19 protein-coding genes and 1 rRNA gene are annotated in these 24,459 nt (G+C 72.7%); 3 read left to right on the top strand and 17 right to left on the bottom strand.

Features of this window, described 5'->3' with window-relative positions:
* Positions 1-94 precede the first annotated feature (94 nt).
* From ACIQ87_RS22100 to sigJ, 14 genes are all read right to left on the bottom strand, one after another.
* Positions 95-691, bottom strand: coding sequence for a hypothetical protein (locus ACIQ87_RS22100; RefSeq protein ID WP_402409306.1), 597 nt, complete (start codon positions 689-691; stop codon positions 95-97).
* Between the two features lie 166 nt (positions 692-857).
* Positions 858-1,910 (bottom strand): PstS family phosphate ABC transporter substrate-binding protein, encoded by a 1,053-nt coding sequence (locus ACIQ87_RS22095; RefSeq protein ID WP_402409303.1) that lies wholly within the window; start codon positions 1,908-1,910, stop codon positions 858-860.
* Positions 1,911-2,349: 439 nt separating this feature from the next.
* Entirely contained in the window at positions 2,350-2,754 is a 405-nt protein-coding gene (locus ACIQ87_RS22090; RefSeq protein ID WP_392881564.1) for a hypothetical protein, read from the bottom strand.
* Entirely contained in the window at positions 2,744-3,157 is a 414-nt protein-coding gene (locus tag ACIQ87_RS22085) for a hypothetical protein (RefSeq protein ID WP_402409300.1), read from the bottom strand. The genes ACIQ87_RS22090 and ACIQ87_RS22085 overlap by 11 nt, the downstream gene beginning before the upstream one ends.
* 190 nt (positions 3,158-3,347) lie before the next feature.
* Positions 3,348-5,165 (bottom strand): GAF domain-containing sensor histidine kinase, encoded by a 1,818-nt coding sequence (locus tag ACIQ87_RS22080; RefSeq protein WP_402409297.1) that lies wholly within the window; start codon positions 5,163-5,165, stop codon positions 3,348-3,350.
* A 120-nt stretch (positions 5,166-5,285) separates the two neighbouring features.
* Positions 5,286-8,777 (bottom strand): thiol reductant ABC exporter subunit CydD, encoded by a 3,492-nt coding sequence (gene cydD, locus ACIQ87_RS22075; RefSeq protein ID WP_402409294.1) that lies wholly within the window; start codon positions 8,775-8,777, stop codon positions 5,286-5,288.
* 4 nt (positions 8,778-8,781) lie between these two features.
* Positions 8,782-9,807, bottom strand: coding sequence for a cytochrome d ubiquinol oxidase subunit II (cydB, locus tag ACIQ87_RS22070; RefSeq protein ID WP_402409291.1), 1,026 nt, complete (start codon positions 9,805-9,807; stop codon positions 8,782-8,784).
* A 34-nt stretch (positions 9,808-9,841) separates the two neighbouring features.
* Complete coding sequence (locus ACIQ87_RS22065; RefSeq protein ID WP_402409288.1) at positions 9,842-11,386, bottom strand: cytochrome ubiquinol oxidase subunit I; 1,545 nt, start codon at positions 11,384-11,386, stop codon at positions 9,842-9,844.
* Between the two features lie 440 nt (positions 11,387-11,826).
* A complete protein-coding gene (locus ACIQ87_RS22060) occupies positions 11,827-13,185 on the bottom strand; it encodes an oxygenase MpaB family protein (protein ID WP_402409286.1) in 1,359 nt (452 codons plus the stop codon).
* Positions 13,178-13,429 (bottom strand): hypothetical protein, encoded by a 252-nt coding sequence (locus ACIQ87_RS22055; protein WP_402409282.1) that lies wholly within the window; start codon positions 13,427-13,429, stop codon positions 13,178-13,180. Before ACIQ87_RS22055 ends, ACIQ87_RS22060 begins: the two co-directional genes overlap by 8 nt.
* 258 nt (positions 13,430-13,687) lie before the next feature.
* Positions 13,688-14,602 (bottom strand): LAETG motif-containing sortase-dependent surface protein, encoded by a 915-nt coding sequence (locus ACIQ87_RS22050; protein ID WP_402409279.1) that lies wholly within the window; start codon positions 14,600-14,602, stop codon positions 13,688-13,690.
* Between the two features lie 239 nt (positions 14,603-14,841).
* Positions 14,842-16,341 carry a sensor histidine kinase gene (locus ACIQ87_RS22045; protein ID WP_402409276.1) on the bottom strand — a complete coding sequence of 500 codons (1,500 nt, stop codon included), beginning with the start codon at positions 16,339-16,341 and terminating at the stop codon, positions 14,842-14,844.
* 11 nt (positions 16,342-16,352) lie between these two features.
* Positions 16,353-17,141, bottom strand: a complete 789-nt coding sequence (locus tag ACIQ87_RS22040) for a response regulator transcription factor (RefSeq protein ID WP_402409274.1) — start codon at positions 17,139-17,141, stop codon at positions 16,353-16,355.
* Positions 17,142-17,332: 191 nt separating this feature from the next.
* The gene (sigJ, locus tag ACIQ87_RS22035; protein WP_402409272.1) at positions 17,333-18,307 is read right to left on the bottom strand and encodes an RNA polymerase sigma factor SigJ; all 975 of its coding nucleotides are present in this window, start codon (positions 18,305-18,307) and stop codon (positions 17,333-17,335) included.
* Positions 18,308-18,517: 210 nt separating this feature from the next.
* On the opposite strand from sigJ, the gene ACIQ87_RS22030 reads away from it, so the two are divergent.
* The 3 genes from ACIQ87_RS22030 (at position 18,518) to ACIQ87_RS22020 (ending at position 20,816) form a co-directional block, all read left to right on the top strand.
* A complete protein-coding gene (locus tag ACIQ87_RS22030) occupies positions 18,518-19,645 on the top strand; it encodes a nuclear transport factor 2 family protein (RefSeq protein WP_402409269.1) in 1,128 nt (375 codons plus the stop codon).
* A gap of 96 nt (positions 19,646-19,741) precedes the next feature.
* Positions 19,742-19,858 (top strand): 5S ribosomal RNA (gene rrf, locus ACIQ87_RS22025).
* A gap of 244 nt (positions 19,859-20,102) precedes the next feature.
* Complete coding sequence (locus ACIQ87_RS22020) at positions 20,103-20,816, top strand: IclR family transcriptional regulator (RefSeq protein WP_030246527.1); 714 nt, start codon at positions 20,103-20,105, stop codon at positions 20,814-20,816.
* A 129-nt stretch (positions 20,817-20,945) separates the two neighbouring features.
* Here ACIQ87_RS22020 and aspS read toward each other — a convergent pair whose 3' ends face one another.
* The 3 genes from aspS to tgmB all read right to left on the bottom strand — a co-directional run bounded on the left by aspS (position 20,946) and on the right by tgmB (position 24,459).
* Positions 20,946-22,253 carry an aspartate--tRNA(Asn) ligase gene (aspS, locus tag ACIQ87_RS22015; RefSeq protein ID WP_402409266.1) on the bottom strand — a complete coding sequence of 436 codons (1,308 nt, stop codon included), beginning with the start codon at positions 22,251-22,253 and terminating at the stop codon, positions 20,946-20,948.
* Between the two features lie 128 nt (positions 22,254-22,381).
* The gene (locus tag ACIQ87_RS22010) at positions 22,382-23,485 is read right to left on the bottom strand and encodes a methyltransferase domain-containing protein (protein WP_402409263.1); all 1,104 of its coding nucleotides are present in this window, start codon (positions 23,483-23,485) and stop codon (positions 22,382-22,384) included.
* Positions 23,482-24,459, bottom strand: a complete 978-nt coding sequence (gene tgmB / locus ACIQ87_RS22005) for an ATP-grasp ribosomal peptide maturase (RefSeq protein ID WP_402409261.1) — start codon at positions 24,457-24,459, stop codon at positions 23,482-23,484. The genes ACIQ87_RS22010 and tgmB overlap by 4 nt, the downstream gene beginning before the upstream one ends.

The following is a 24,459-nucleotide window of genomic DNA, read 5'->3' as shown; positions in this document are numbered from 1 at the left end:
CGCGGCGACTCCGTACCGGAGTTGGGAGATCCGCATGCGAGCGGGCCCGCGCCTGGGCGCGGGCCCGCCGGACTGCGGCGACGTGGTGCCGGGATCAGCCGGCCGGGGTGAAGGTCAGCGCCAGCGAGCCCACCTTCTGGCCACCCGTGAAGTAGGTGGTGCCGAGGGTGGTGTCCAGGTAGTTCGCGCCGGCCGGGTCCACCTGGAAGCTGTCGGACTTCAGGTTCTGGACGGCACCGTTGCGGTTGATCACGTTGCTGCGCGGGTCCAGCAGCGGCACCGGGGTGTCCGAGCCGTTCGGAACGCCGGTGAAGTAGCCCTTGGAGACCGAGAAGTCGATCTGCTTGAAGGTCACGCTCTTGCCGGTCTTGAGGTTCAGGAACAGCAGGCCGCCGCCGAACTGCACGTGGCCGTAGAAGGACGGGATGTTCGCGGCACCGCCGGTGACCGGGAGCGTCACGGTGAGACCGGTGGCCGGGTCGGCGTTCGGGTCGGCCGGCTGCAGCGGGATGACCAGGACGCCGTTGAGCGCGGCGTTCGTCAGGAAGTCCAGATCGGCGGTGATCACGGCCTGGCCGGCGGCGGGGGTGGGGGCCGGGGTGGTGTCGGCGACGGCCGCCCCGCTCGCGGCGGTCACGGCGAGGACGACGGCGGCACCGGTCGAGGCCAGGCGGGCACTGATGCGGGACATGCCGAACTCCTTGGGAGAGGGAGAGGGAGAGGGGTCGTGCGGTTCGAAGAAGCTCATGCGTGGGTGACACCGCCACAGGCGGGCACGGCCGGCCGGACGCGGGTTCGGGCGGGCCGGCGGCCGCAGGGACGAGGCCCCTGCGGCCGCCGGGATGGTGCGGGGTGGGTCAGGAGGTGGTGACGCTGCCGCAGCCGAAGTCGAGCGGCAGGAAGCCGAAGCTCTTGATGTCGGCGGTGCCGTTGGTGCAGAACCAGCCGCCGTCACCGAAGATGCCGCGCAGGGTGGCGGCGCGGGTGGTGTCGACCGCGGGGGCCCAGTCGTCCTTGCGGAAGACGTTGTAGACCACGCGGCCGTACTGGGTGTCGGCGTAGTTGCTGTTGATGACCTTGTTGGTGGTGTCCACCGGGCCGCCGACGACGCCGTCGATGTTGCGGATGGTCAGCGGGCCCTGGACGTCGGCGCCGCTGCCCTTGCCGAAGTACACCTGGCCGATGTAGTGGGCGACGGAGTAGGGGACCACCGCGTTGACGTCGTTGAGCAGGGTGTCGCTGCCCTGGTTCTCCTGGACGCTGCTGTTGACGCAGGCGCCCGGGGTCAGGGCGGTGACGCCACCGTTGATGGCGGTCAGGAAGAAGGAGCGGGTGCCGGAACCGGTCTGCGGCAGGAAGGGCTTGATCGTGGCGTTCGGGAGCGACGCGTTGATCTGGTTCCACTTGGTGACGGTGCAGGTGTAGATGTCCTTCAGGTTCGCCGTGGTCAGGTTCGCCGGCGCGTTGCCACCGCTCTTGGCGGCCCAGGCCACCGCGTCCTTCGCCAGGGCGACGAAGTTGTCGGTGGTCGGGTCGGTCGCGACCGGGCCGCGCGAGGAGCGGGCGAAGTCCACGGTGGCGTTGGTGTTGGCGTTCAGCGCGTTGATGCCGGCGCCGGAGCCGTTCGGGCGGGTGATCGCGGTGGCACCGGTCTTGGGGGTGATGGTGCCGGTGGGGATCGCGTCCCAGCTGTAGACGCGCGGGGCGGTGGAGCTGGTCAGCGACGCGTTGTAGTCGGTGGCGAGCTGGTTCAGGAGCGCCTGGGTCGTGTCGGAGCCGACACCCACGAAGTCGATGGCGCGGGGGGTGACACCGGCGGCCGGGTCGGCGACGGCGGTGCCGCCGGCGACGGTCGCGATGGAGGTCGCCAGCGCGGCGACGGTGAGCAGCTTGGCAGCGGTCTTGCGCATGTTCCTCTTCCTCCGGGGGAGAGACGTACATCGCGTGAACCCGTACTCCGTTCGGGAGTTCGGGGCCGTGTGGCCGCGTCCGCTGCGGCCTCGCCGGCAGTGCCGATCCTGTCCGGCGGGGAGGTTCCGCCGGAAGAGAGGTCGACTCCGGCCGGGGATTGTCGACTCATCGGTTCGGCGAGGTTTAGTCACTGGTCAGCGTGCACGTGACAGGGGCGCCGCCGGGCCTCGGCACCCGGTCGACGTTCTTCTGCAGGAGGCTGCTCGGGGTGTTGCCGGAAACCTCCCCTTCACCGGAACAGCACGCGAGGAGATCCGATGCGGGGGGATCACGTCCGCTACCGCGCCCGGCGCCGTCTCCGGGATCGCTCCCGGGATCGCTTCCGGGAACGCCGAGATGACGGTCCGTCGACCGACCGACCGTCATGGATTCGGACACCTACAGCGGCCGCCGGCCGTCCCGTCCGGACCGCCGCAACTCCTGCCCCACCCACTGCAGTCCGGCCAGGAACCCGTCGATCCCCGCCTGGCACTGGTCCCGCCGCAGGTACCCGCGCGCGCTGCGGGCGACCGGAACGGCGTCGGCCGCCCCCGGCCGGGTGCTGCGCACCGGCAGGTAGGCGGCCCAGACCCACTGACGCCCTTCGGACTGGCCGACCGAACATCGCAGCGCGGCCCGTTCGATCAGCAACTCACGTACGGAATCGGCGAGTTCCTCCTCGCTGCGATAGGTCCGCACGCCGACCCCGAGCGGCCGCCCGTTGGCGGCCCGCAGCGCCCAGCCGAGACAGCGGTCGCCCGCCGGCACGATCAGCAGCCGCGGACCGCGCCGCTCAGCGGCCATCGGTGCGTCTCGACGTCACGGCGGGCTCCGGCAGTTCGCGCGGCGGCTGCTTGGAGAGCAGCACCACGAACCTCCGGAAGGCGTTCTGGCAGGTCGCGTACCGCTCGTACGCGCGGCTGGACCGCACCTCGGGGAGAGCGCGCGAGCCCGGGACGACCCAGATCCAGCCGATGCCCTCCCGTACGTGGGTGATCCGCGCGGTGAGCCCGGCCGCGGTGGCGCGCAGGCCGTCGAAGCCCCGCTCGGCCTCCCCCGCCGTCTCGAACACGGCCGGGGTGATCGCGACCACCCGACCGTTGGGCGCCTTCAGTTGCCAGCGGTAGCGCCCGTCCGCCGCCCGTTCGGCGCGGAACCCCCCTCGACTTGCCCCTGCTGCGGTGTGACCGCGGCCGGCAGCGTTCACTGCCCCCTCCGTCCGGTTGCCCTCCGGATTCCCCTCCGAGCGGGAGCAAAGCTATGTGTGCACACGGAGGCCCCGAAAGCCCAGAACGTTCACAACTTGCGCCGTTGGCCGGGAAGTTCTCCCTCGTTTAACTTTCACTCGTTCCGGCCGGAAGCGGTCCGGAAGTCGGTCGGAAAGCGACCTGGAACCGTCAGAGCCGGGCCGTCCAGCGCACCATCGTCCCCTTCCGGTACGGCCCGCTCTCGTGCCAGGCGTCACCGCCGAGCGCCTCGGCGCGCCGGGTGAGGTTGAGCAGGCCGCTGCGCCGCCCGCCCTTCGGGATGCCCACCCCGTCGTCGGTCACCGTGAGCAGCACACCGGGCCGCCCGCCCCGGTCCAGCGACTCCGGGTCATCACCGCCCATCGGGCGGCCGTCCTCGTCCAGGTGGGTGGTCGCGTCGATCTCCACGCCGACCCGGGAGGCGCGCGCGTGCCGGGCCGTGTTGGAGAGCATCTCGCGCAGGGCGGCCAGCAGTTGACGTCCGGTCTTCTCCCCCACCAGGCTCTCCACCGGCCCGACGAAGCTCACCGAGGGCTTGAAGCCGAGCGCCGCCGCGGCCTGGCTGGCCTCCCGCAGCACCCGGGTGCGCAGGGTGTCCGGGGCGTCGCCGTGGTTGTCGTGCTGGAGGGCGTAGATGGTGGTGCGGACCTCCTGGATGGTGGCGTCCAGCTCGTCCACCGCCTTGCCGATGCCGACCTTCACCTCGGGGACGACGGCCCGGCGGGCGGCGCTCTCCAGCATCATCCCGGTGGCGAACAGCCGCTGGATCACCAGGTCGTGCAGGTCGCGGGCGATCCGGTCGCGGTCCTGGAAGACGGCCAGCCGCTGCTGGTCGCGCTGCCCCTCGGCGAGCCGCAGGGCCAGCGCGGCCTGCGAGGCGAAGGTCTCGGCGAGCTGCTTCTCGCTGTCGGTGAACGGCACCGCACCGCAGGGGCGCCAGACGCAGAGCCCGCCGAGGACCCGGCCCGCGGCGACCATCGGCACGGCCATGGACGGGCCGAAGCGGCGGGCGAGCCGGATCACCACGGTCGGGTCGCTGGACATGTCGTCCAGGTAGACGCTCTCCCCCGCGAGCAGCCGGGCCGCGAAGCTCTCCCTGGGCAGCAGTTCGCCGCAGACGTACTCGGCCAGCTCGCCGGAGGCGTGCGCGACCCGCATCTGCCCGTCGCCCTCGCCGCCGCCCTCGGGGCCGGTCGGCAGCAGGATCATGCCGAGCGCGGCGTCCGCCAGCTCCCGCACCTGCTCGGCCGCGACGGTCAGCGCGGTCTCCGCCTGCTCGGCGGAGAGCAGGGCGGTGGTGACGGCGGCGGCGCCGGCGATCCAGCGTTCCCTGCGGCGGCCCTCCTCGTACAGCCGGGAGTTCTCGATGGCCACGCCGGCCGCGGCGGCGAGGGCGTGCACCACCTGTTCGTCCTCGGGGGTGAAGGCGCCGCCGCCCTTCTTCTCGGTGAGGTAGAGGTTGCCGAACACCTCCGCGCGGACCCGGATCGGCACGCCCAGGAAGGTCCTCATCTGCGGGTGTCGCGGAGGGAACCCGGAGGAGCGCGGGTCGGCGCCGAGGTCGGTCAGCCGCAGCGGCTCGGGACGGTCGATGAGCGCGCCGAGGATGCCCCTGCCGGTGGGCAGTTCGCCGATCTCGGTGCCGGTCTCGTCGTCGACCCCGACGTGGATGAAGTCGGCCAGGCCGGTGCCGCCGGGGGCGATCACGCCGAGCGCCGCGTACCGGGCGTCGACCAGTTCGGCCGCCCCCGTGGCGATCCGGTGCAGGGTGGCGTGCAGGTCCAGCCCGGCCCCGATGGAGACCACCGCCTCCAGCAGCCGCTGCATCCGGTCGGTGACCGCGGCGGCCGACTGCAGGCGCTCGGCGACCTCGGTGACCAGGGTGTCCAGCCCGAGCGAGGCGATCTCGGGCACCCGATGGGGAGTCGGCTCGGCAGTGGCCTCGGGAAGGTCCGGCGTGGGGTCCATGGAGAAAGCCTAGTTTGTACGCTTTTCAGCCGAAGGACGGCGTGACGGGCGGCCGACGGGCGGGCCGGCGGGCGGGCCGGCGGGCGGGCCGGCGGGTGCGCTGCCCGGCGGCCCGGCCGCCTAGCGGTACGAGGGGACGGCCTCCAGCAGCCCGTCCGCCTCCCGCTCCCGCCGCCACATCGCGTGCAGCCGCCCGTCCGGGTCGGCGACCAGCTCCGACCAGCGGCCCCGCTCGGCCACCCGGCCGCCGTCCAGCACCAGCACCTCGTCCACCGTGGCGTCGTCCAGCCCGGCCAGCCGGTGGGTGATCAGCACCGTGGTGCGGCCCTCGGTGGCGGCCAGCAGGTCGGCGGTGAGGGCGTCGGCGGTGGGCAGGTCGAGGTGCTCGGCCGGCTCGTCCAGGACCAGCACGGGGAAGTCCGCGAGCAGCGCGCGGGCGAGCGCCAGCCGCTGGCGCTGCCCGCCGGAGAGCCGGGCGCCGTGTTCACCGACCATGGTGTCCAGGCCGTCGGGCAGGCTCTCGGTCCACTCCAGCAGTCGGGCGGCGGCCAGCGCGGCGCGCAGTTCCTCCTCCCGCGCCTGCGGCCGGGCGAGCCGCAGGTTCTCCCGCAGCGAGCTGTCGAAGACGTGGGCGTCCTGGGCGCAGAGCCCGATCACCCGGCGGACGGACTCGCCCGCCAGCGCGCGGGCGTCCACCGCCCCGGGGCTGCCGTCGGCGAACCGCACCGTCCCCGCGCTCGGCTCCAGGAAGCGCAGCAGCGCCTGGGCGAGGGTGGTCTTGCCGGAGCCGGACGGGCCGACCACGGCGATCCGCCGCCCGGCCGCGAGGTCGAGGTCCACTCCGGTGAGCGCGTCCACCGGCTGCCCGGGGTGCCGGACGGTCAGTCCGCGCACCGCGACGGGCAGCGGCTGCTCGGGCAGCGCCGCCGGCTGGGCGGGCTCGGTGACCGGGGGCTCGGCGGAGAGCACCTCGTCCAGCCGGGCCCGGGCGGCGCGGCTGCGCTGGCGGGCCTGGACGGCGAGCGGCATCCCGGTGACGGCCTCGAAGGCGGCCAGTGGGGTCAGCACCACCACCGCCAGGCAGACCGGCGCCAGCGCCCCGTCGCGCACCCCCTGGACGCCGACGGCGGCCGCGGCGGCCACGGTCAGCCCGGTGAGCAGGGCGATCAGCCCGGTGCCGAGCGCCGTGGTGGCGGCCGAGCGGGCGGCCAGCCGGGTCAGCGCGGCGTCGGCGGTGCGGACGGCGGCCAGCCGGCCGGGCAGCGCGCCGGCCACGGTCAGCTCGGCGGTGCCGGTGAAGGCGTCCACCACGGTGGTGGCCAGCCGTCCGCGCGCCGGGGCCTGGCGCCGCTCGGCACCGGCCGACCAGCGGGCGGCCAGGGCGGGCACCAGCACGCCCGCGAGCAGCAGCCCGAGGCCGAGCACCAGCCCGGCGGCGGGCAGGAAGGCGGCCATCGCCACCGTCGAGGCCAGGGCGACCAGCCCGGCCACCGCGGCCGGCAGCCGCCAGCGCAGGTAGTGGTCCTGGATCGCGTCCACGTCGGCGACCAGCCGGGAGAGCAGGTCGCCGCGCCGGAAGGCGGGCAGCCCGGCCGGGGCGAGCGCGCTCAGCCGCCGGTAGACGGCGGCCCGCAGGGTGCCGAGGGTGCGCAGCACCGCGTCGTGCGAGACCAGCCGCTCGGCGTAGCGGAAGACGCTGCGGCCGATGCCGAAGGCCCGGACGGAGGTGACGGCCATCATCAGGTAGAGCACCGGCGGCATCTCGGAGGCCCGGGAGATCAGGTAGCCGGAGGTGGCCATCAGCGCGACGGCGCAGCCGAGGGCGAGCGCGCCGAGCAGGATCGAGAGTGCCAGTCGGGGGGTGCTGCCGCCCTCGGCCCCGGGCTCCTCCGCGGTGGCGGGGGCGGGGGTCGGGCGGCCGCTGTGGGTGAGCGGGGTGACCGGCTGCGCGGGTGCGGACGGGGCCCCCGCCAGCCGTACCCGCCGGTCCGCGACGGCCAGCAGCGCCGGTCGGTGCGCGACCACCAGCACGGTGCGCGCCGGGTCGGCGGCGAGCGCCCGGACGGCGTCCACCACGGCCTCCTCGGAGGCACCGTCCAGGTTGGCGGTCGGCTCGTCCAGCAGCACCAGCGGCCGGTCGTCGGCGAGCAGCACCCGGGCGAGGGCGAGGCGCTGGCGCTGTCCGGCGGAGAGCCCGGCACCGTCCTCGCCCAGGACGGCCGCCAGGTCGGTCACGAAGTCGAGCGCGTGCGCGGCCCGCAGCGCCGTCCGGAGCTGCTCGTCGGTGGCGTCGGGCCGGTAGAGCCGCAGGTTCTCGGCGACCGTCCCGGCGAACAGGTGCGGGTGCTGCGGCACCCAGGCGATCTGCCGCCGCCAGCTCTCCGGATCCAGTTCGGCCAGGTCGTACGGGCGGCCGTCGGCGGCGGTGATCCGCACGGTGCCGGCGGTGGGGGCGGTGAGGCCGAGCAGCACGGCCAGCAGGGTGGACTTGCCGGCGCCGCTGGGGCCGGTGAGCGCGGTGCTGGAGCCCGGACGCAGGGTCAGTGCGGCGCCGTCCAGGGCGGGCTCGGTGCGCCCGGGGTGCCGGACGACCAGGCCGTCGGCGGCGATCACGGCGCCGGCGAGGTCGGGCGCCGGGGTGGTGCCGGCGGCGGGCAGCGGGGTCTCCAGCACCCGGAACAGCTCGTCGGCGGCGGTCAGCCCCTCGACGCTGGAGTGGTAGAGCGCGCCGACCTGGCGGATCGGGAAGTACACCTCGGGGGCGAGCACCAGGATCAGCAGCCCGGTCTCCAGGTCGAGCGTGCCGTCCACCAGCCGGAACCCGACGGTGACGGCGACCAGCGCGACGGACAGGGTGGAGAGCAGCTCCAGGGTGAAGGAGGAGACGAAGGCGATCCGCAGGGTGCGCAGGGTGGCCCGGCGGTAGTCGGCGGTGATCCGGGCGATGGTGGCGGCCTGGGTGCGGGCCCGGTTGAACACCTTGAGGGTGGGCAGTCCGGCGACCACGTCGAGGAAGTGGTGGGAGAGCCGGGACAGGGTGTTCCACTGCCGGTCCATCCGGGACTGGGTGGCCATCCCGATCAGCACCATGAACAGCGGGATCAGCGGCAGCGTCCCGGCGATGATCGCGGCCGAGGTGAAGTCGGCGCCGACGATCCGCAGCAGCACGATCACCGGGACGACCACGGCCAGCGCCAGTTGCGGCAGGTAGCGGGCGAAGTAGTCGTCCAGCGCGTCGACGCCGCGGGTGGCGAGGGTGGTGAGTTCGCCGGTGCGCCGGCCCGCCAGGTAGGACGGGCCGAGCGCGGTGGCGTGGTCGAGCAGCCGGCGCCGCAGGGTGGACTTCACCCGGGCGACGGTCCGGTGCGCGGTGAGTTCGGTGAGCCAGCCGACCAGCCCGCGCCCGACCGCCGTCAAGGCGAGCAGCAGCAGCGGCGTGGTCAGCTCGCCGAGCGTCGCCCCGCGCTGGAAGGCGCGGACGACGATCTCGGCGATCAGACTCGCCTGGGCGACCACCAGGGCCGCGCCGACCGCGCCGAGCAGCACGGATCCGGCGAGGAAGGCCCTGGTGGTGCGGGCGTACCCGAGGAGTCGGGGGTCGACGGGCTTCACGGCGTCAGCCCTGGTCGAGCTGGGCGGCCGGGTCGTGCCCGGGGATGTGCTGGACGCCGATCCGCTTGCGGAACACCCAGTACGTCCAGCCCTGGTAGAGCAGCACCAGCGGGGTGAAGATCGCCGCGACGACGGTCATCACCTTCAGCGTGTACGCCGAGGACGACGCGTTGCTGACGGTCAGGCTCCACTCCGGGTTCAGGGTGGAGGGCATGACGTTCGGGAAGAGCGCCAGGAAGAGCATCGCGACCGCGGCCACGACGGTCACCCCGGAGAGCGAGAACGCCCAGCCCTCGCGCCGCAGTCGGTTGGCCGCGAGGGCGCCGACCAGGGCGACCACCGCGACGATCATCGCGACGAGGCTGCGGCCGTTGCCGTGGGCGGACTGGGTCCAGATCAGGAAGACCAGCGCCAGCACGGCGGTCGCCAGCCCGGACAGCAGCGCGGCCTTGCGGGCCCGCTCGCGGATCTCGCCGACCGTCTTGAGCACGGCGAACACCGAGCCGTGGAAGGTGAACAGGGCGAGCGTCACCAGGCCGCCGAGCAGCGCGTACGGGTTCAGCAGGTCCCAGAGGGTGCCGGCGTAGTTCTTCTGCGCGTCGATGTCCACGCCGCGGACGATGTTGGCGAAGGCCACGCCCCAGAGGAAGGCCGGGAGGAGGGAGGTCCAGAAGAGGGCCTCCTCCCAGTTCCGCTGCCAGCGGGCGCCGTCGTGCTTGTGCCGGTACTCGAAGGCCACGCCGCGGATGATCAGGCAGACCAGGATGACCAGCAGCGGGATGTAGAAGCCGCTGAAGAGCGTCGCGTACCAGTCCGGGAAGGCCGCGAAGGTGGCGCCGCCGGCGGTCAGCAGCCAGACCTCGTTGCCGTCCCAGACCGGGCCGATGGTGTTGATCAGCACCCGCCGCTCGGCGGTGTTGCGGGCCAGCGGCTTGAGCAGCACGCCGATCCCGAAGTCGAAGCCCTCCAGGAAGAAGTAGCCGATCCACAGGACCGCGATCAGCACGAACCAGACGTCGTGGAGTTGCATGTCAGATCCTCAGTTCCCCGGTGGTCCCGGCGCCTCAGTAGGCGAAGGCGAGCGGCTTGTCGGCGTCCTCGTCCGAGGACGGCCCGCGCAGCGACGGGTCCTTGGTGGGAGGCTGCTCGGTCACCACCGGGCCGGCCTTGGCGTACTTGACCAGCAGCTTGACCTCGATGACGGCGAGGATCGCGTACAGCGTGGTGAAGGTGGCCAGCGCCCCGATCTGGGTGCCGATGCTGACGGTGGGGGAGACCGCGCTGGCCGTGGTCATCAGTCCGAAGACGGCCCAGGGCTGGCGGCCCATCTCGGTGAAGATCCAGCCGAAGCTGTTGGCGATCAGCGGGAAGCCCATGGTCAGGATGCCGATCCGCCAGCTCCACTTGGTCAGCGTCGGCCCCAGCTCGCGCTTGGGGGTGAGCATCAGCCGGGGCACCTCGGTCTCGCCGGTGCGGAAGTCGGGGTGCAGGAAGAGCTTCTTCCGGGTGGTCCACAGACCGATCAGGCCGGCCAGGAAGGAGGTCATCCCGAAGCCGATCATGAGGCGGAAGCCCCAGTACGTGACGAAGATGCTCGGGATGTAGTCCCTGGGGTTGCCACCGTGCTGGGCGGCCTCGGCCGCGGCGGTGTCGTTGATGCCGGGGACGGTGGAGCTGAAGTCGTTGTGGGCGAGGAAGGACAGTATCCCGGGGATCTCCAGGGCGACCGAGTTGTGGCCCTTGCTGACGTCGCCGACCGCGAAGACCGAGAACGGCGCCGGCGACTGGGTCTCCCACAGCGCCTCGGCGGCGGCCATCTTCATCGGCTGCTGCTCGAACATGACCTTGCCCAGGGTGTCGCCGCTGAGCGCGGTGCCGAGGCCGAAGACCACCGCGAGCACCAGGCCGAGCCGCAGCGAGGTGCGCATCGCGGCGGTCCGCTTCGGGTCGGCGGCCTCGGGCTTGCGCTTGGCCTTCCAGAGGTGGAAGGAGGCGATGCCGACGACGAAGGCCGCGCCGGTGAGGAAGGCGGCGGTCAGGGTGTGGAAGACGACCACGAGGGTGGTGTTCTGGAACAGCACCCGGACGACGTCGGTGAGCTGGGCCTTGCCGGTCACCGGGTCGATCGCGTAGCCGACCGGGTGCTGCATCCAGGAGTTGGCGGCCAGGATGAAGTAGCCGGAGAGCACGGTGCCCAGCGCCACCATCCACATGCAGGCGCAGTGGATCTTCCTCGGCAGCTTGTCCCAGCCGAAGATCCACAGGCCGATGAAGGTGGACTCGAAGAAGAAGGCGATCAGCGCCTCCATCGCGAGCGGGGCGCCGAAGACGTCACCGACGAAGCGGGAGTAGTCGGACCAGTTCATGCCGAACTGGAACTCCTGGACGATGCCGGTGACCACGCCCATCGCGATGTTGATGAGGAAGAGCTTTCCCCAGAACTTGGTGGCGTGGAAGTACTTCTCCTTGTTCGTCCGCACCCAGGCGGTCTCCAGACCGGCCACGATCGCGGCCAGGCTGATCGTGAGCGGGACGAAGAGGAAGTGGTAGACGGTGGTGATGCCGAATTGCCATCGCGCGATGGTCTCGTGAGCGATTGCCAGTTCCACGTCGCCCTCTCTCCCAACCTGCCCGTGTGATGACGGGCATCTTCCGGACAAACTTCATCTATAGCCGTAGACCGTTGCTCAACCACGCAAGCTTGTCCGCTTGTGAACGTGAACACGTTCACAAGGAGCAGTATCCATCATCCTTACGGAGGAACTGCAGGTGGGGTGGGGTTGACAGCCGGTTGACGGCCCCGTGCGGTGCGTCACGGCCGCGGTGCGGTCCGCACAGTCTGCGGACCGACCGCGGAGCGGGGCAACGAACGACCGGGCGGATGGCCGGAAGTTGTTGGCCGAACCGGCGCTTGACAGGCTCGGGAGCCGGTCGCGCCGACGGGATCCGCGTGCTAGGCGCGTGCCCTGCGTTCCGGCGTTCTGCGTCCTGGCGCCCTACGTTCCAGCGCTCTGCGCCCTGACGCTCTGCGCCCTGGCGCTTTTACGCCCTACGCCCGGCCGAGGAGCTCGGTGCCCGGGACGGAGTCGGCGCGGGCGGTGAAGAAGCCGGTGAAGCCGGCCAGGAACTCCTCCCGGGTGATCCGCCCGTCCCCGTCGGTGTCCAGTTGGCGGAAACCGTGCGACAGCTCCGCCGGGTGCACCCGCGGCCCGCCGAACACCGCGCGGTACTCGTCGAACTCCAGGAAGCCGCTGCCGTCGGTGTCGGCCGCCGCGAACACCGCCCGCAGCGCGGGCAGCAGCCCGCGCTCCAGGTAGGCCTCGTCCCGGTCGCAGCCGGCCAGGGTGGCCGCCACGAACTCCTCCCGGCTGACCCTCCCGTCCCCGTCGGCGTCCATCACCGCGCGCAGCTGCTCCCACCAGCTGTCGAAGGCCTCGTACACCCGGGCCTCGCCGGCCTCGTCCAGTTCCAGCTGCCAGCACACGTTGTGCGCCATCGCCCGCAGGTCGTGCGAGGTGATCGAGCCGTCGCCGGTCTGGTCCAGCACCTCGCGGAAGAAGCGGTCCAGCCGGGGCCCGCGGCCGTCCCGGTGCGGGTGGCGGCGCTTCGGCCGGGACGGCTCCGGGGAGCGGTAGCGCAGCCGGTCCGGGAGGCGGGGCACGACGGCGCCGGCGCCGCGGTGCAGCACGGCGGACAGCAGCGCGGCCCGCCGGGTGCGGACCAGTCCGAGCCGCTCCCGCACCGCCGGCGGCAGGTCCGCCACCGTCAGCTCGCGGATCAGCCGGGCGACCACCAGCCGAACCGCCCGCCACCCCGCGTCGCCGAGGAACCAGAGCCGGCGCGGCCTCGGCGCCTCGCGCAGCAGATCGCCCAGCAGGTAGCGCGCCGCCTCGGTGAACTCCAGCCGCTCCCGCGCGTACCGGGCGAAGTAGGACGGCAACTCCCCCGCGGTGCCGGGGATCTCACCCTCGGGCAGGCCGAAGGCGGCGACCGCCCCGCGGAACTCCGCGTACGCCCGCTCCAACTCCCGCGCGTCGTACGGGTCCCCGCCCAGCCGGCGCATCGCGACCACGCACTCGAAGAGCGTCAGCAGCACCCACGCCCTGGTCGCCGCGTCCCCGGCGTCGTACGGCCGCCCGTCCGGCCCCGTCCCCCGGATCCGCTTGTGCGCCCGCTCCAGCCGCGCGATCTCCCGGCGCAGCGTCTCCTCGTCCTGGTAGAACAGCCGCCGCCCGCTGCCCAGCGTGTGCTCCACCCGCCGCCACGGGTGCGCCCGGTACGTCGAGTGCTCCGCCATCCCCGCCGACACCACCGGGTCCGCCGCCTGCAGCACCAGCAGCCGCCAGGCGACCAGCGCGATCCGCCACTCCGACAGGTCCCGCCGGAACGAGGCGCCACGGTCAGCCACGGCGCTCTCCGGTGCTGTCGGGGCCGATCACGAAGCCCTTGGCGGGGCCCTCCGGGATCACGGCCTCCTTGCCGTGGGCGACCCGGGTCGAGCAGGCGTCGTCACGATGTTCGGGATCGGGATCGGGATCGGTGAGGACGGTCACCGCGCCGCCGTCGTCCTGGTCGTCGATGATCTCCAGGCGATAGCCCTCGGGCACATCCGCGGACTTCCACATCTCCCACAGCGCCTGGTCCAGGTCCACGGCGACGGTCCTCTCGGCGACGAGCGCGCTCATCGAGACACCCCACTTCCCGTCCAACGTGATCAGCCCGCGCGAGGCCGCACAAGCAATGGCTGGACGGTCGCACACGACCGGGGGGCCGACCGGGTGAACACGGGCGGGTTCACCCGATCGGGGAGTTTCGCGGCCGGGAACGGCGGAACCGCAGGACGGGCCGGGGCATGTCCCGCGGTTCCGGGGTGGTCGCGCCCTCCTCCCGAGCGGGCGCGACGGGGTGGGTCAGGAGGTGGTGCGGGTGGCCGGCTTGCGGCGGGAGACGTAGAGGGCGGCGGCGCCGAGGCTGAGGGCGAGGCCGGAGCCGAGGGCGAGGTAGGTGGTGGCCGGGTCGGAGCCGGTGTCGGCGAGTTCGGTGGCCGAGCCGGTGGTGGCCCGGGTGGTGGTCGAGGCGGCCGGCTTGTTCCCGGTGCTGCTGCCGACGGTGGAGGAGGTCTTGGTCGTGCCCGTGGCCTTGTCCGAGACCGGGGTGACGGCGGCGGGCTTCTCCGCCGGCTGCTCCGCGGGCCGCTCGACCGGCTTCTCGGTGGGCTGCTCGACCGGCTGCTCGGGGGCCGCCTTGGCGTCGGCGAGCGCCTGGTCCGCGGCGGCCTTGGCGGCGGCCGCGGCCTTGGTGGCCTGCTGCGCCTCGTGGATCCGCCGGAACGCCGCGACCCTGGCGTCGTCCATGGCGGTTCCCGCGGCGGTCACGGCGGCCTTGGCCTTCTCGTTCGCCTCGGAGGCCGCGTTGGCGGCGGCGTACGCCTTGGTCAGCCGCTCCCTGGCCGCGGGCAGCTCCTCCTCGGTGGCGAGGCGGTACGCCTCGGAGGCCGCCTCGGCCTCCTTCCTGGCCGCCTCCTTGGCGGCGGCGGCCTTCACCGCGGCGGCCTTGGCCTCCTGGTACTCGCCCAGGTAGGGCTGCGAGTCCTCGAGGAAGGCGGCGGACTCGGCCTGCACCTTGGCCTCGTTGGCGACGGCCGCCGTGTAGGCCTTGGCGGCGTCGGCGGCGGCCCGCTCCAGTTCGGCGATCGAGCCGTTGTCGCTCCGGGTCTGCGCCGCCGACGCCGGCGCCGCGAGGGCGGGAGTGGCGGAGAGCACGGCGGCGGGCGAGACGACGGCGGCGACGAGGGCGGCCGAGACCAGCGAACGGCGGAGATTCACGATGACCCCTTTCGGGTCTAAAGGAAGGCAAAAGCCTTGGCCCGGAGGAGTTCCGATGTCCGGGCAGCGCCGATCTTAGGCATACGCATTCTTGACGCTCCATGCCGGATTCCGGCAACGATCGGGCGACGAATCTTCCCGGTTCTCCGCGGAATTGACGAGTCGACAAATTCGCGGTCGGCCCGGCCTCCCGAAACACCCGGATTCCCGACATTCGGGCGGAACGGAAGAAAATCCGGTCAGCGCTGGCGGGGGAGTTCGACGCGGAAGGTGGCGCCCTCCCCCGGGGCGGTGTGCAGGGTGAGGGTGCCGCCGTGGGCGCGGGTGAGGGCGGTGGCGATGGCGAGGCCGAGGCCGGCGCCGCCGCCGTTGTCGCGGCTGCGGGAGGGGTCGACCCGGAAGAAGCGGTCGAAGACCCGCTGGGCCTGCTCCTCGGTGAGGCCGGGGCCGGAGTCCGCGACCTCCAGCAGGCAGATGCCGCCGGGGCCCGCGCCCACCCCGATCCGGACCGGGGTGCCGGCCGGGGTGTGCTTGACCGCGTTGCCGACCAGGTTGGTGACCACCTGCCGCAGCCGCGCCTCGTCACCGATGACGGGCGCGGCGCCGGGTGCGCCGGTGCCGGCCGGGCCGGTGAGCGCGACCGGGCGGCTGGGGTCGAGGGCGGTGAGGTCGTGCAGCGCGTCGGCGGCGAGGGTGCGCAGGTCCATCGGGGCCAGGTCGAGCGGGCGCTCCTCGTCCAGCCGGGCGAGCACCAGCAGGTCCTCGACCAGGGCGCCCATCCGGTCGGCCTCGCTCTCGATCCGGGTCATGGTCCGCGTGACGTCGGCCTCGGTGGGCAGCGCGCCCATCCGGTAGAGCTCGGCGAAGCCGCGGATCCCGGCCAGCGGGGTGCGCAGCTCGTGCGAGGCGTCCGCGACGAAGCGCCGCATCCGGGCCTCGGACTCGGCGCGGGCCGCGAAGGCCGCCTCGATCTGGGTGAGCATCCCGTTGAGCGCGATCGACAGCCGGCCGACCTCGGTGCCCGGGGAGAGCTCCGGCATCCGGTGCGACAGCTCGCCGGCCGCGATCCGTTCGGCGCCCTCCTCGATCCGGCGCAGCGGCCGCAGTCCGGCCCGCACGGCGAAGAAGCCGAGCGCGGCGATCAGCACCAGGACGCCGCCGCCGATGGCCAGGAAGGAGGTGTTCAGCTTGCCGAGGGTGGCGTCGATGTCCTCGCGGGAGACGGCCACCATGACGTGGGTCGGGGTGACGGCGGGCGCGGCGTACGCGCTGGGGCTGGCGGCCTGCCCGCGGGGCGGCTGGAGCGGCAGCACCAGCACCCGCCAGCGGTGGTGGCCGCGCTGGTCGGGCAGGTCGAAGGGGACGTCGGGGGCGGTCCTGGTCGGGTCCAGCCCGGCCAGCTGGGGCGCCGGGTCGCTGTCCGAGACGGGCTGGCGCATCAGCGCCTGGACCTTGCCGTCCGCGGAGAGGTACTGCACCAGGTACTGGCTGGGCAGGCTGACCCGCCGGCCGGCGACGGCGGGCTTTCCGGCGGCCGGCGCGGTCAGCTGGCCCGGCGGCTTGCGGGAGAGCGGCGGCCCGTACCGCTGGAGCTGCTCGTCCAGCTGCTGCACGAGCTGGCTCCGCACCGTGCCGAGCACGAAGGTGTCGCTGACCACGAGCCCGGTGGTGACCAGCGCGAGCGCCAGCACCAGCAGCCGGGCGCGCAGCGACAGCCGGGAGGAGAACCGGGCGAGCACGGGCGGGCCGGTCAGCCCTGCGGGGGGCGGCGCAGGGCGTAGCCGATGCCGCGCACGGTGTGGATCAGCTTGGGGCCGTGCGCCGGGCCGGAGTCGAGCTTGCGGCGCAGGTAGGAGATGTACGACTCGACGATGGAGAGGTCCCCGCCGAAGTCGTAGGCCCAGACGTGGTCGAGGATCTGCGACTTGGAGACCACCCGGCCGACGTTGGCCAACAGGTAGTGCAGCAGCTTGAACTCGGTCGGGGAGAGCGAGACGGGGGTGCCGCCCCGGGTGACCTCGTGGGCGATCGGGTCGAGGCTGAGGTCGGCGACGACCAGTCGGCCGTCCTCGGCGGGCCCGCCGGCCCGGCGCAGGATGGCGCGGATCCGGGCGATCAGCTCCTCCAGGCTGAACGGCTTGGTGACGTAGTCGTCCGCACCGGCGGCCAGGCCCTGCACCTTGTCGCCGACGCCGTCCTTGGCGGTGAGGAAGAGCACCGGCAGGTGGTCGCCGGGGTGCCCGTGAGCCGGTCCGGCTATCTGTCCGCGGCTGGTGCGCTCGCGCAGCTTCTCGACGACGGTGAAGCCGTCGAGGTCGGGGAGCATCACGTCGAGGACGACCAGGTCGGGGCGCTCGGCGGCGACCAGTTCCAGCGCCTCGGTGCCGCTGGCGGCGGAGGCGACGCGGAAGCCGGAGAAGCGCAGCGAGGCGGAGAGCAGTTCGCGGATGTTGGGTTCGTCGTCCACGACGAGCAGGAACGCTTCGCCCTGGCCCCCGGCCACCGTGGAGCCGCCTGGTGTGGTGACAGTGCCTTGCACGGGGCTTTCGCCTCCCGGTCGGACGATGACGTTCAGCATGAGGCTAGCCCCCTGAGGCTATGCGGCATGGATGAATGTTGGATTAACACCTTATCGGTCGGTTTTTGGGCGATAGGCGCGCAGGGGTGGGCTCGGTGGTGTGCGTACGGGCGTGAACACGCCCGGCAGGCGCGTGCCGGGCATGACGCGCCTCATTGTTGCGCTCCGCTCCCGCTCGGCCGCAGCCCACTCCCGATCGGCCCCACCTGTGTCCAGGGCCGGAGCTTCTCCGGGTTGCGCACCGCCCAGATGTGGGTGATCAGCCCCTCGGCGATCCGGAACGCGAACACCGTGACGGTGACGCCGTCCACTTGGGCGACCAGGCCGGGCCCGCCGTTGACGGTGCACTCCAGCAGCGTGATCCCGGGCGCGAAGCGGTCGGAGTCCAGGTGGGCGGCGGCGATCCGCTCGCGCCCGGTCAGCGGGTGCGGCAGCGCGCCGACCAGACCGCCGCCGTCGGCGATCACGGTGGCCTCCGGATCCAGGACGGCCATCAGCGACTTGAGGTCCTTCGCCTCCCAGGCCCGTTTGAACTCCCGGACGACGCCCGCCTGCGCGCCCGTCGGCGCCGCCGGAGCCCGCCCGGCCCGGATCCGGCGGCGGGCGGAGGTGGCCAGCTGACGGCAGGCGGCCGGGGTGCGGCCGACGATCGCGGCCACCTCGGCGAAGGGGTAGCGGAAGACGTCGTGGAGGACGAAGGCGACGCGCTCGGCCGGGGTCATGGCCTCCAGGACCACCAGGAACGCCATGCTCACCGACTCGTCCAGGGTGATCCGGTCGGCCGGGTCCGTGCCCGGGCCGCTGGCCGGGTCCGTCCACTCCCGGCTGTCCGGCAGCGGCTCGGGGATCCACTCGCCCACGTAGCGCTCCCGCCGCACCCGGGCCGAGCCGAGCAGGTTGAGGCAGATCCGGCTGGCCACCGTGGTCAGCCAGCCGCCGGGCGAGACGATCGCCTCCCGCTCCCGCCGGGGCAGCGCGTACCAGCGGGCGTAGGTCTCCTGCACCACGTCCTCGGCGTCGGCCAGCGAACCGAGCATCCGGTACGCCAGGTTGGTCAGCCGGCGTTGCTCGCCCAGGATCGCGCCCGGGCCCGGCTCGGTCGTGGTGGCGCCCTCTGCTTCCCGCACCGTGTCCCCATCCCTTCGACTCGTTCGACTCGACGGTTCCCCGCTCCCCTTATGACAGGGCGGCGGCCCGGAATGTGACACCTCCCCCTCGTCCTTTCCCCGCGACCTCACGATCCGGGCGGCTGTTCTGTCGTATCCGTCGCACCGGACGTACGGACGCACCGGACGCAAGGACACACGGACACACCGGTCAACGGAACGGAGAACCCGATGAGCGACTTCCAGGCGATCGCCGACCGCGTCGAGATCACGGCCCTGCAGGCGGAGTTCACCGACGCGGTGATGATGCGCGACCGCGCCCGCCTCGCCGCGCTGTTCACCCCGGACGGCGTGCTGCGGATGCCCGACGTCCCCGTCGAGCTGACCGGCCCGGAGCAGATCCGCGTCGGCGGCGAGAAGCTCCAGGAGCAGTGGGACTTCTTCATCCAGAACACCCACCCGGGCGCGATCCGGATCGACGGCGACACCGCGACCGGCCGCGCCCACATGCATGAGATCGCCCGCCTGAAGAACGGCTTCCAGGGGCTCAACTACGCCGTCTACCACGACCGTTACCGGCGTACGGCGGACGGCTGGCGGTTCACCGAGCGGGTCTACGAGACCCGCTACCTGGACCGCAGCCCGCTGACCGGCGCGGCGCCGGGCCCGGCCGGCTCGACCGGCGCGGTGCCCGACTCGACCGGCTCGGTGCCCGACTCGACCAGCTCGGTGCCCGACTCGGCCCGTCCGGCCGCGCACACCGACCCGGCGCCCGCCGACCGTCTGGAGCGGGCGGCCGCCGCGCTGGCGGCGAACGGATTCACCGTCGAGCTGCTGGACGACGCCGCCGCCGCGCGCACCCGGGTCGCGGAGCTGATCCCGGCCGGCGCCGGCGTCTTCACCGGGGCCAGCGAGACCCTCCGGCTCTCCGGCATCGAGGAGGACGTCAACGGCGGCGACCGCTACCGGGCCGTGAAGCCCCGCGCGCTGGCCATGGACCGGGCCACCGAGGCCGACGACATCCGCCGGACGGTCGCCACCCCCGACGTCGCGCTCGGCAGCGTCGCCGCCGTCACCGAGACCGGCGCCCTGGTCGTCGCCTCGGCCACCGGCAGCCAGCTGCCCGGCTACGCCGGCGGCGCCGGGCGGGCGATCTGGGTCGTCGGGGCCCAGAAGGTCGTCCCGGACCTCCCCGCCGCCCTGCGCCGCCTGGAGCACCACGTCCTCCCGCTGGAGTCCGACCGCGCCCGCGCCGCGTACGGCGGGCCGAGCGCCGTGAACCAGCTCCTGGTGCTCAACGCCCCGGCCCGACTCACCCCGGGGACCGTGCTGCTGCTGCGCGAGGCCATCGGCTTCTGAGCGGGGCTTCCGGGCGGGAATCCTTCGTTTCTCCCCCTGCTATGATTCACGTCGAGGCGAAGGCAGTGCTTTCGAGCAATTGCCCGGCCCGATCATTTCGGTGGTCATAGCGTGAGGGAAACGCCCGGTCACATTCCGAACCCGGAAGCTAAGCCTTACAGCGCCGATGGTACTGCAGGGGGGACCCTGTGGGAGAGTAGGACGCCGCCGAATTCTTCTTACGGCCCCTGCCGTGTCCGACAGAGACACGGCAGGGGCTTTTTTCTTTTCCCGGCATTTCCTCTGCCATTTCCTCTGCCATTTCGTTTCCCTCCGGCCCCCGCGCCGCGGCGCACGCTCCGGCGCATCCGGCATGTGAGACATCAGGTCCCGGAAGAGCCGCTTTGCGGGGATCTGAGAGGATGGCGAACGTCGAAACAGACTTGCGTCTCGCCAACTGAGACTGCAATATCATGGTATGGACAACACTAGCGGCGTCGGCGTTCTCGACAAGGCCGCTCTGGTGCTCAGCGCACTGGAGTCGGGCCCCGCCACGCTGGCGGGGCTGGTCGCCGCCACCGGTCTGGCGCGCCCCACCGCCCACAGACTCGCCGTCGCACTCGAACACCACCGCCTGGTCACCCGTGACATGCAGGGCCGCTTCATCCTCGGCCCCCGCCTGTCCGAACTCTCCGCCGCCGCAGGCGAGGACCGACTGCTCGCCACCGCGGGCCCCGTCCTCACCCACCTGCGCGACGTCACCGGAGAAAGCGCGCAGCTCTACCGCCGTCAGGGCGAGATGCGCATCTGCGTCGCCGCGGCCGAACGACTCTCCGGCCTGCGCGACACCGTCCCCGTCGGCAGCACCCTGCCGATGAAGGCCGGCTCCGCCGCCCAGGTCCTCCTCGCCTGGGAAGAACCCGAGCGCCTCCACCGAGGCCTCCAGGGCGCCCGCTTCACCGCCACCGCGCTCAGCGGCGTCCGCCGCCGAGGCTGGGCCCAGTCCATCGGGGAGCGCGAGCCGGGCGTCGCGTCCGTCTCCGCCCCCGTCCGTGGGCCCTCCAACCGCGTGGTGGCCGCCGTCTCCGTCTCCGGCCCCATCGAGCGGCTGACCCGCCACCCGGGCCGGCTGCACGCCCAGGCCATCATCGAAGCCGCCAACCGGCTCACCGAGGCCCTCCGCCGCAGCTGACGGAACACGGCTCACCGAGCACGACGGAAAAGGGCCGCGTCCGAGGATCCGATCTCCTCGCCCGCGGCCCTTTCCGTCTTCTCGGCCGTCCGTTCCTCTTACGGTTCGAGCTACGGTTCACGGTTCGAGCTACGGTTCGAGGCGGTGCGGGCCCCGGAAGAGGAAAGTCGCCTCACGGATCGACGGCAGGCCGAGGGCGAGCATCAGCAGCCGGCCGAGGCCGAGCCCGAACCCGCCGTGCGGCGGAGTGCCGTAGCGGAAGCAGTCGAGGTACCCGGAGAGCGGCGCGGTGTCCATGCCCTTCTCCAGGGCCTGGGCGACGAGGCGGTCGTACCGGTGCTCGCGCTGGGCGCCGGTGGTGATCTCCACGCCCTTCCACAGCAGGTCGAAGGACTCCGTGACGGTCGGGTCGTCCTCGGGCCGCAGGTGGTAGAACGGCCGAACGGTGGCCGGGAACCGGGTGACGAAGACGAACTCGTGCCCCGTCTCCTCGGCGACCAGGGCGCACAGCGCGCGCTCGCCCTCGGGGTCGAGGTCGTCCTTGACGCCCTCCGGGTCCCAGCCGGTGGCGCGGAGCCGGGCCAGCGCGTCGGCCATCGTGATCCGGGGGAACGGCAACTCGGGAACCGTCACCGGGGTGCCGAAGTGCCCGGCGATCGCCGAGCCGTGCCGCTCGGCCACGGCGGCGAGGACGCGGTGCAGCATCCGCTCCTCGAAGGCCATCACGTCCTCGACCCCGTCGATCCAGGCGATCTCGGCGTCGACCCCGGTGAACTCGGTGGCGTGCCGCGAGGTGAACGACGGCTCGGCGCGGAACACCGGCCCGATCTCGAAGACCTTGTCGATGCCGCCCGCGATGGCCATCTGCTTGTAGAACTGCGGGGACTGGGCCAGGTAGGCGGTCCGGCCGAAGTAGCCGACCTCGAACACCTCGGCGCCCGACTCGGAGGCCGTCCCCATCAGCTTCGGCGTGTGCAGCTCGGTGAACCCCTCCTCGCCCGCCACCTCGCGCATCGCGCGCTCGACGGTGGTCTGGACGTCGAAGACCAGGTGCTGGGAGGGACGCCGGATGTCGAGGAACCGCCAGTCCAGGCGCTGGTCGATGCCGGTCTTCTCGTCGATCGGCAGCTTCGGCTCGGCCGGTGAGACGATCTCCACCCCGGACGGGACGATCTCCAACCCACCCAGCTTCACCTGCGGGTTGGCGACCACCTTCCCGGTGATCTTCACGGCGGACTCGGCCGTCACGCCCTCGAAGGCCGCCTCGATGGCGTCGCCCTCCCCACCACGGAGGTGGGTGACCTGCACGAGCCCGGTGTGGTCCCGGACCAGCACGAACTGGATGCGCCGCTGGAGCCGGAGCGTGTTGACCCACCCGTAGACGGTGACCGTCTCCTCGATGTGCTCGGGCAGCTCGGCGACAAGGGTGCGCGTCATGACAGGGAACTCCCTGGGTTTGCGGGCGCGTTGGTCGCGCCACGTCGACGGGCGGTAAACGGCCGCCCTGGGCGAGATCACCGTAGGGGATCAAGCTCCCCGCAGTCGCCACGTTTTCCCCGCGTGTGTCAGAGATCCCACCTGCTCCGCGTACCGTCCGGCGCCGTGTAGCCGACGAACTGGCCCTCCGGCCCGGCCTCGACGGTGCACCACTCCCGGCGGGGCCGGTTCCGGTCGAGCCAGGTCCGGTGGGCGGCCTCGACCGTCCGCCAGAGGTCCCGGGGACCGCCGAGGGCGACCGTCCGGCCCTGCCCGTGGGCGGTCGAGCCGTCCGCGTCGTCGCGAAGGGTGTGGCCCTCGCGGACGACGGTGGGGCCGAGGTGGAGATCGGCCCAGAACGCGAACCCCGGGTCGTCCAGAACCTGCGAGTCGACCTCCGTGGCCCTGCTGTTCGCCTGCGGCTCGGGCCCCTTCCGCGCGGCGTCCGTTCCGTCGCGCAACGGCATGAAGCCGACCGGACGGTGCAGGAAGCGCCCGACCGCACGGCCGTCCGGCAGCTTGGTCAGCCTGGCCACCGCGCCACCGACCGGGGCGACGATGAGGCCCCCGGGCGCGCACTGGTCCAGCCAGGCGCGGGGGATCCGGCGGACGGCGCAGGTGGCGATGATCCGGTCGTACGGCGCGGCGGCCGGGTACCCGTCGGCCCCGTCGGCTTGGACCACGGTGGGCTCGAACCCGGCCTCGCGCAGCCGGGTTCGAGCGGTGGCCACCAGCTGTTCGGTGCGATCGACGGTCGTGACGTGGGCCGCGCCGGCGAGGTGGCAGAGCAGAGCGGCGTTGTAGCCGGTACCGGTGCCGATCTCCAACACCCGGTGCCCGGGCCGGACATCCAGCGTGTCGAGCATGTCGGCCATCAGGCTCGGCAGCGTGGAGGAGGAGGTCGCCGGCCCACTCACACCCTCCGGGTCGGCGTCCTCCGCGTGCACGCCGTCGACCTCGGTGACCAGCACCCGGTCCGCGTACACCTCCCGCAACCAGACCTCGTCGTCCCGCCACGGCCGGTGGACGCCGGATTCCTCGCGGTAGAACACCGGCACGAACGGATGCCGGGGCACGTTCAGGAACGCTTCGACCACCCGCGAGGACAGCACGGCGCTCCCGCGCTCGACCTCCGAGGCCAACGCGACTCGGGCCCGCAGGAGTTGGTCTTCGCTGTGGAGGATGGTCGTCATGCCGGGTCGGCCCCTTCCAAGTAGTCACAGATGGCAGCGGTGATGGGCAGGCCGGTCGCCTGCTCGACGAACCCGTACTGCCCGTTGGGGTTCACCTCCAGGAACGTCCACTCCCCCGAGGGGGACACGACGAAGTCGAAGGCCCCATAAGGGAGTTCCAGCTGGCCGAGCATCCGGAGGACCGCCTTCGCCACCTCGGGCGGCGGATCGCACACCCGGTACGTCAGGCTGTCGTAGTCGCTGCGCCAATCCACCTCTGCTGCTTCGGAGTTCGCGTGGATCTCGGCGGCGAACAGCCGTCCTCCCACGGCCGTGAGGCGCACTTCGTGAGCTTTGGGAATCCATTCCTGGAACAGGTGTGCCGTGGTGGAGATCGACGGATGCTCGACCTCATCCCCTTGCAGCACGCTCGCGTACACGGCGACCGACCGGCCGCCGACGGTCCCGCGGATCGGAGTGAAGGGCTTGTAGACCACGGGGGCCCCGATACTCTTCGCGAACTCCCTTGCGACTTCAGGGCGGTTGGTGATCATCGTTCGCGGGACCCGGAGCCCTGACTCGGCCGCCACCCGGAGCTGGAACGGCTTGTACTCGGCGTCGGCCGCTCGGCCCGGTGGCGGCAGCCACCGGCAGGGCAGCGCCGACAGCAGGCCCCCGAACCCTCGCCGTGCTTCCGCGGCGGCCACACTGCGGGCCTCAGCGGGCATCGCTTCCGGGAACTCCGGTGCCGTGGGTCGGCGGTAGTAGACCGACCGCACCGCCGAGAGGTCGAGCGTACGCCGATCGGTGGTCAGCGTCCCTGCCCAGCCGGCCCCCGTCCCGTCGAGGCCGGCCGCCACGGCCAGCCTCGACGGGAACCACGCCGTGTCCGTCCGGAAGACGGGAGTTCCACGCCGGTTCAGCTCCTCGATCACGAGGTCGGCAGTGGGATCGAACGTCCCCGTCAGCACGAGGACGGCATCGGCGGTCGGCAT

This window comes from Kitasatospora sp. NPDC096204 (genome assembly GCF_044763205.1).
GTDB lineage: Bacteria > Actinomycetota > Actinomycetes > Streptomycetales > Streptomycetaceae > Kitasatospora.
Note: the sequence above shows the minus strand (reverse complement) of the source record. Positions and strands in the feature narration are given on the sequence as shown.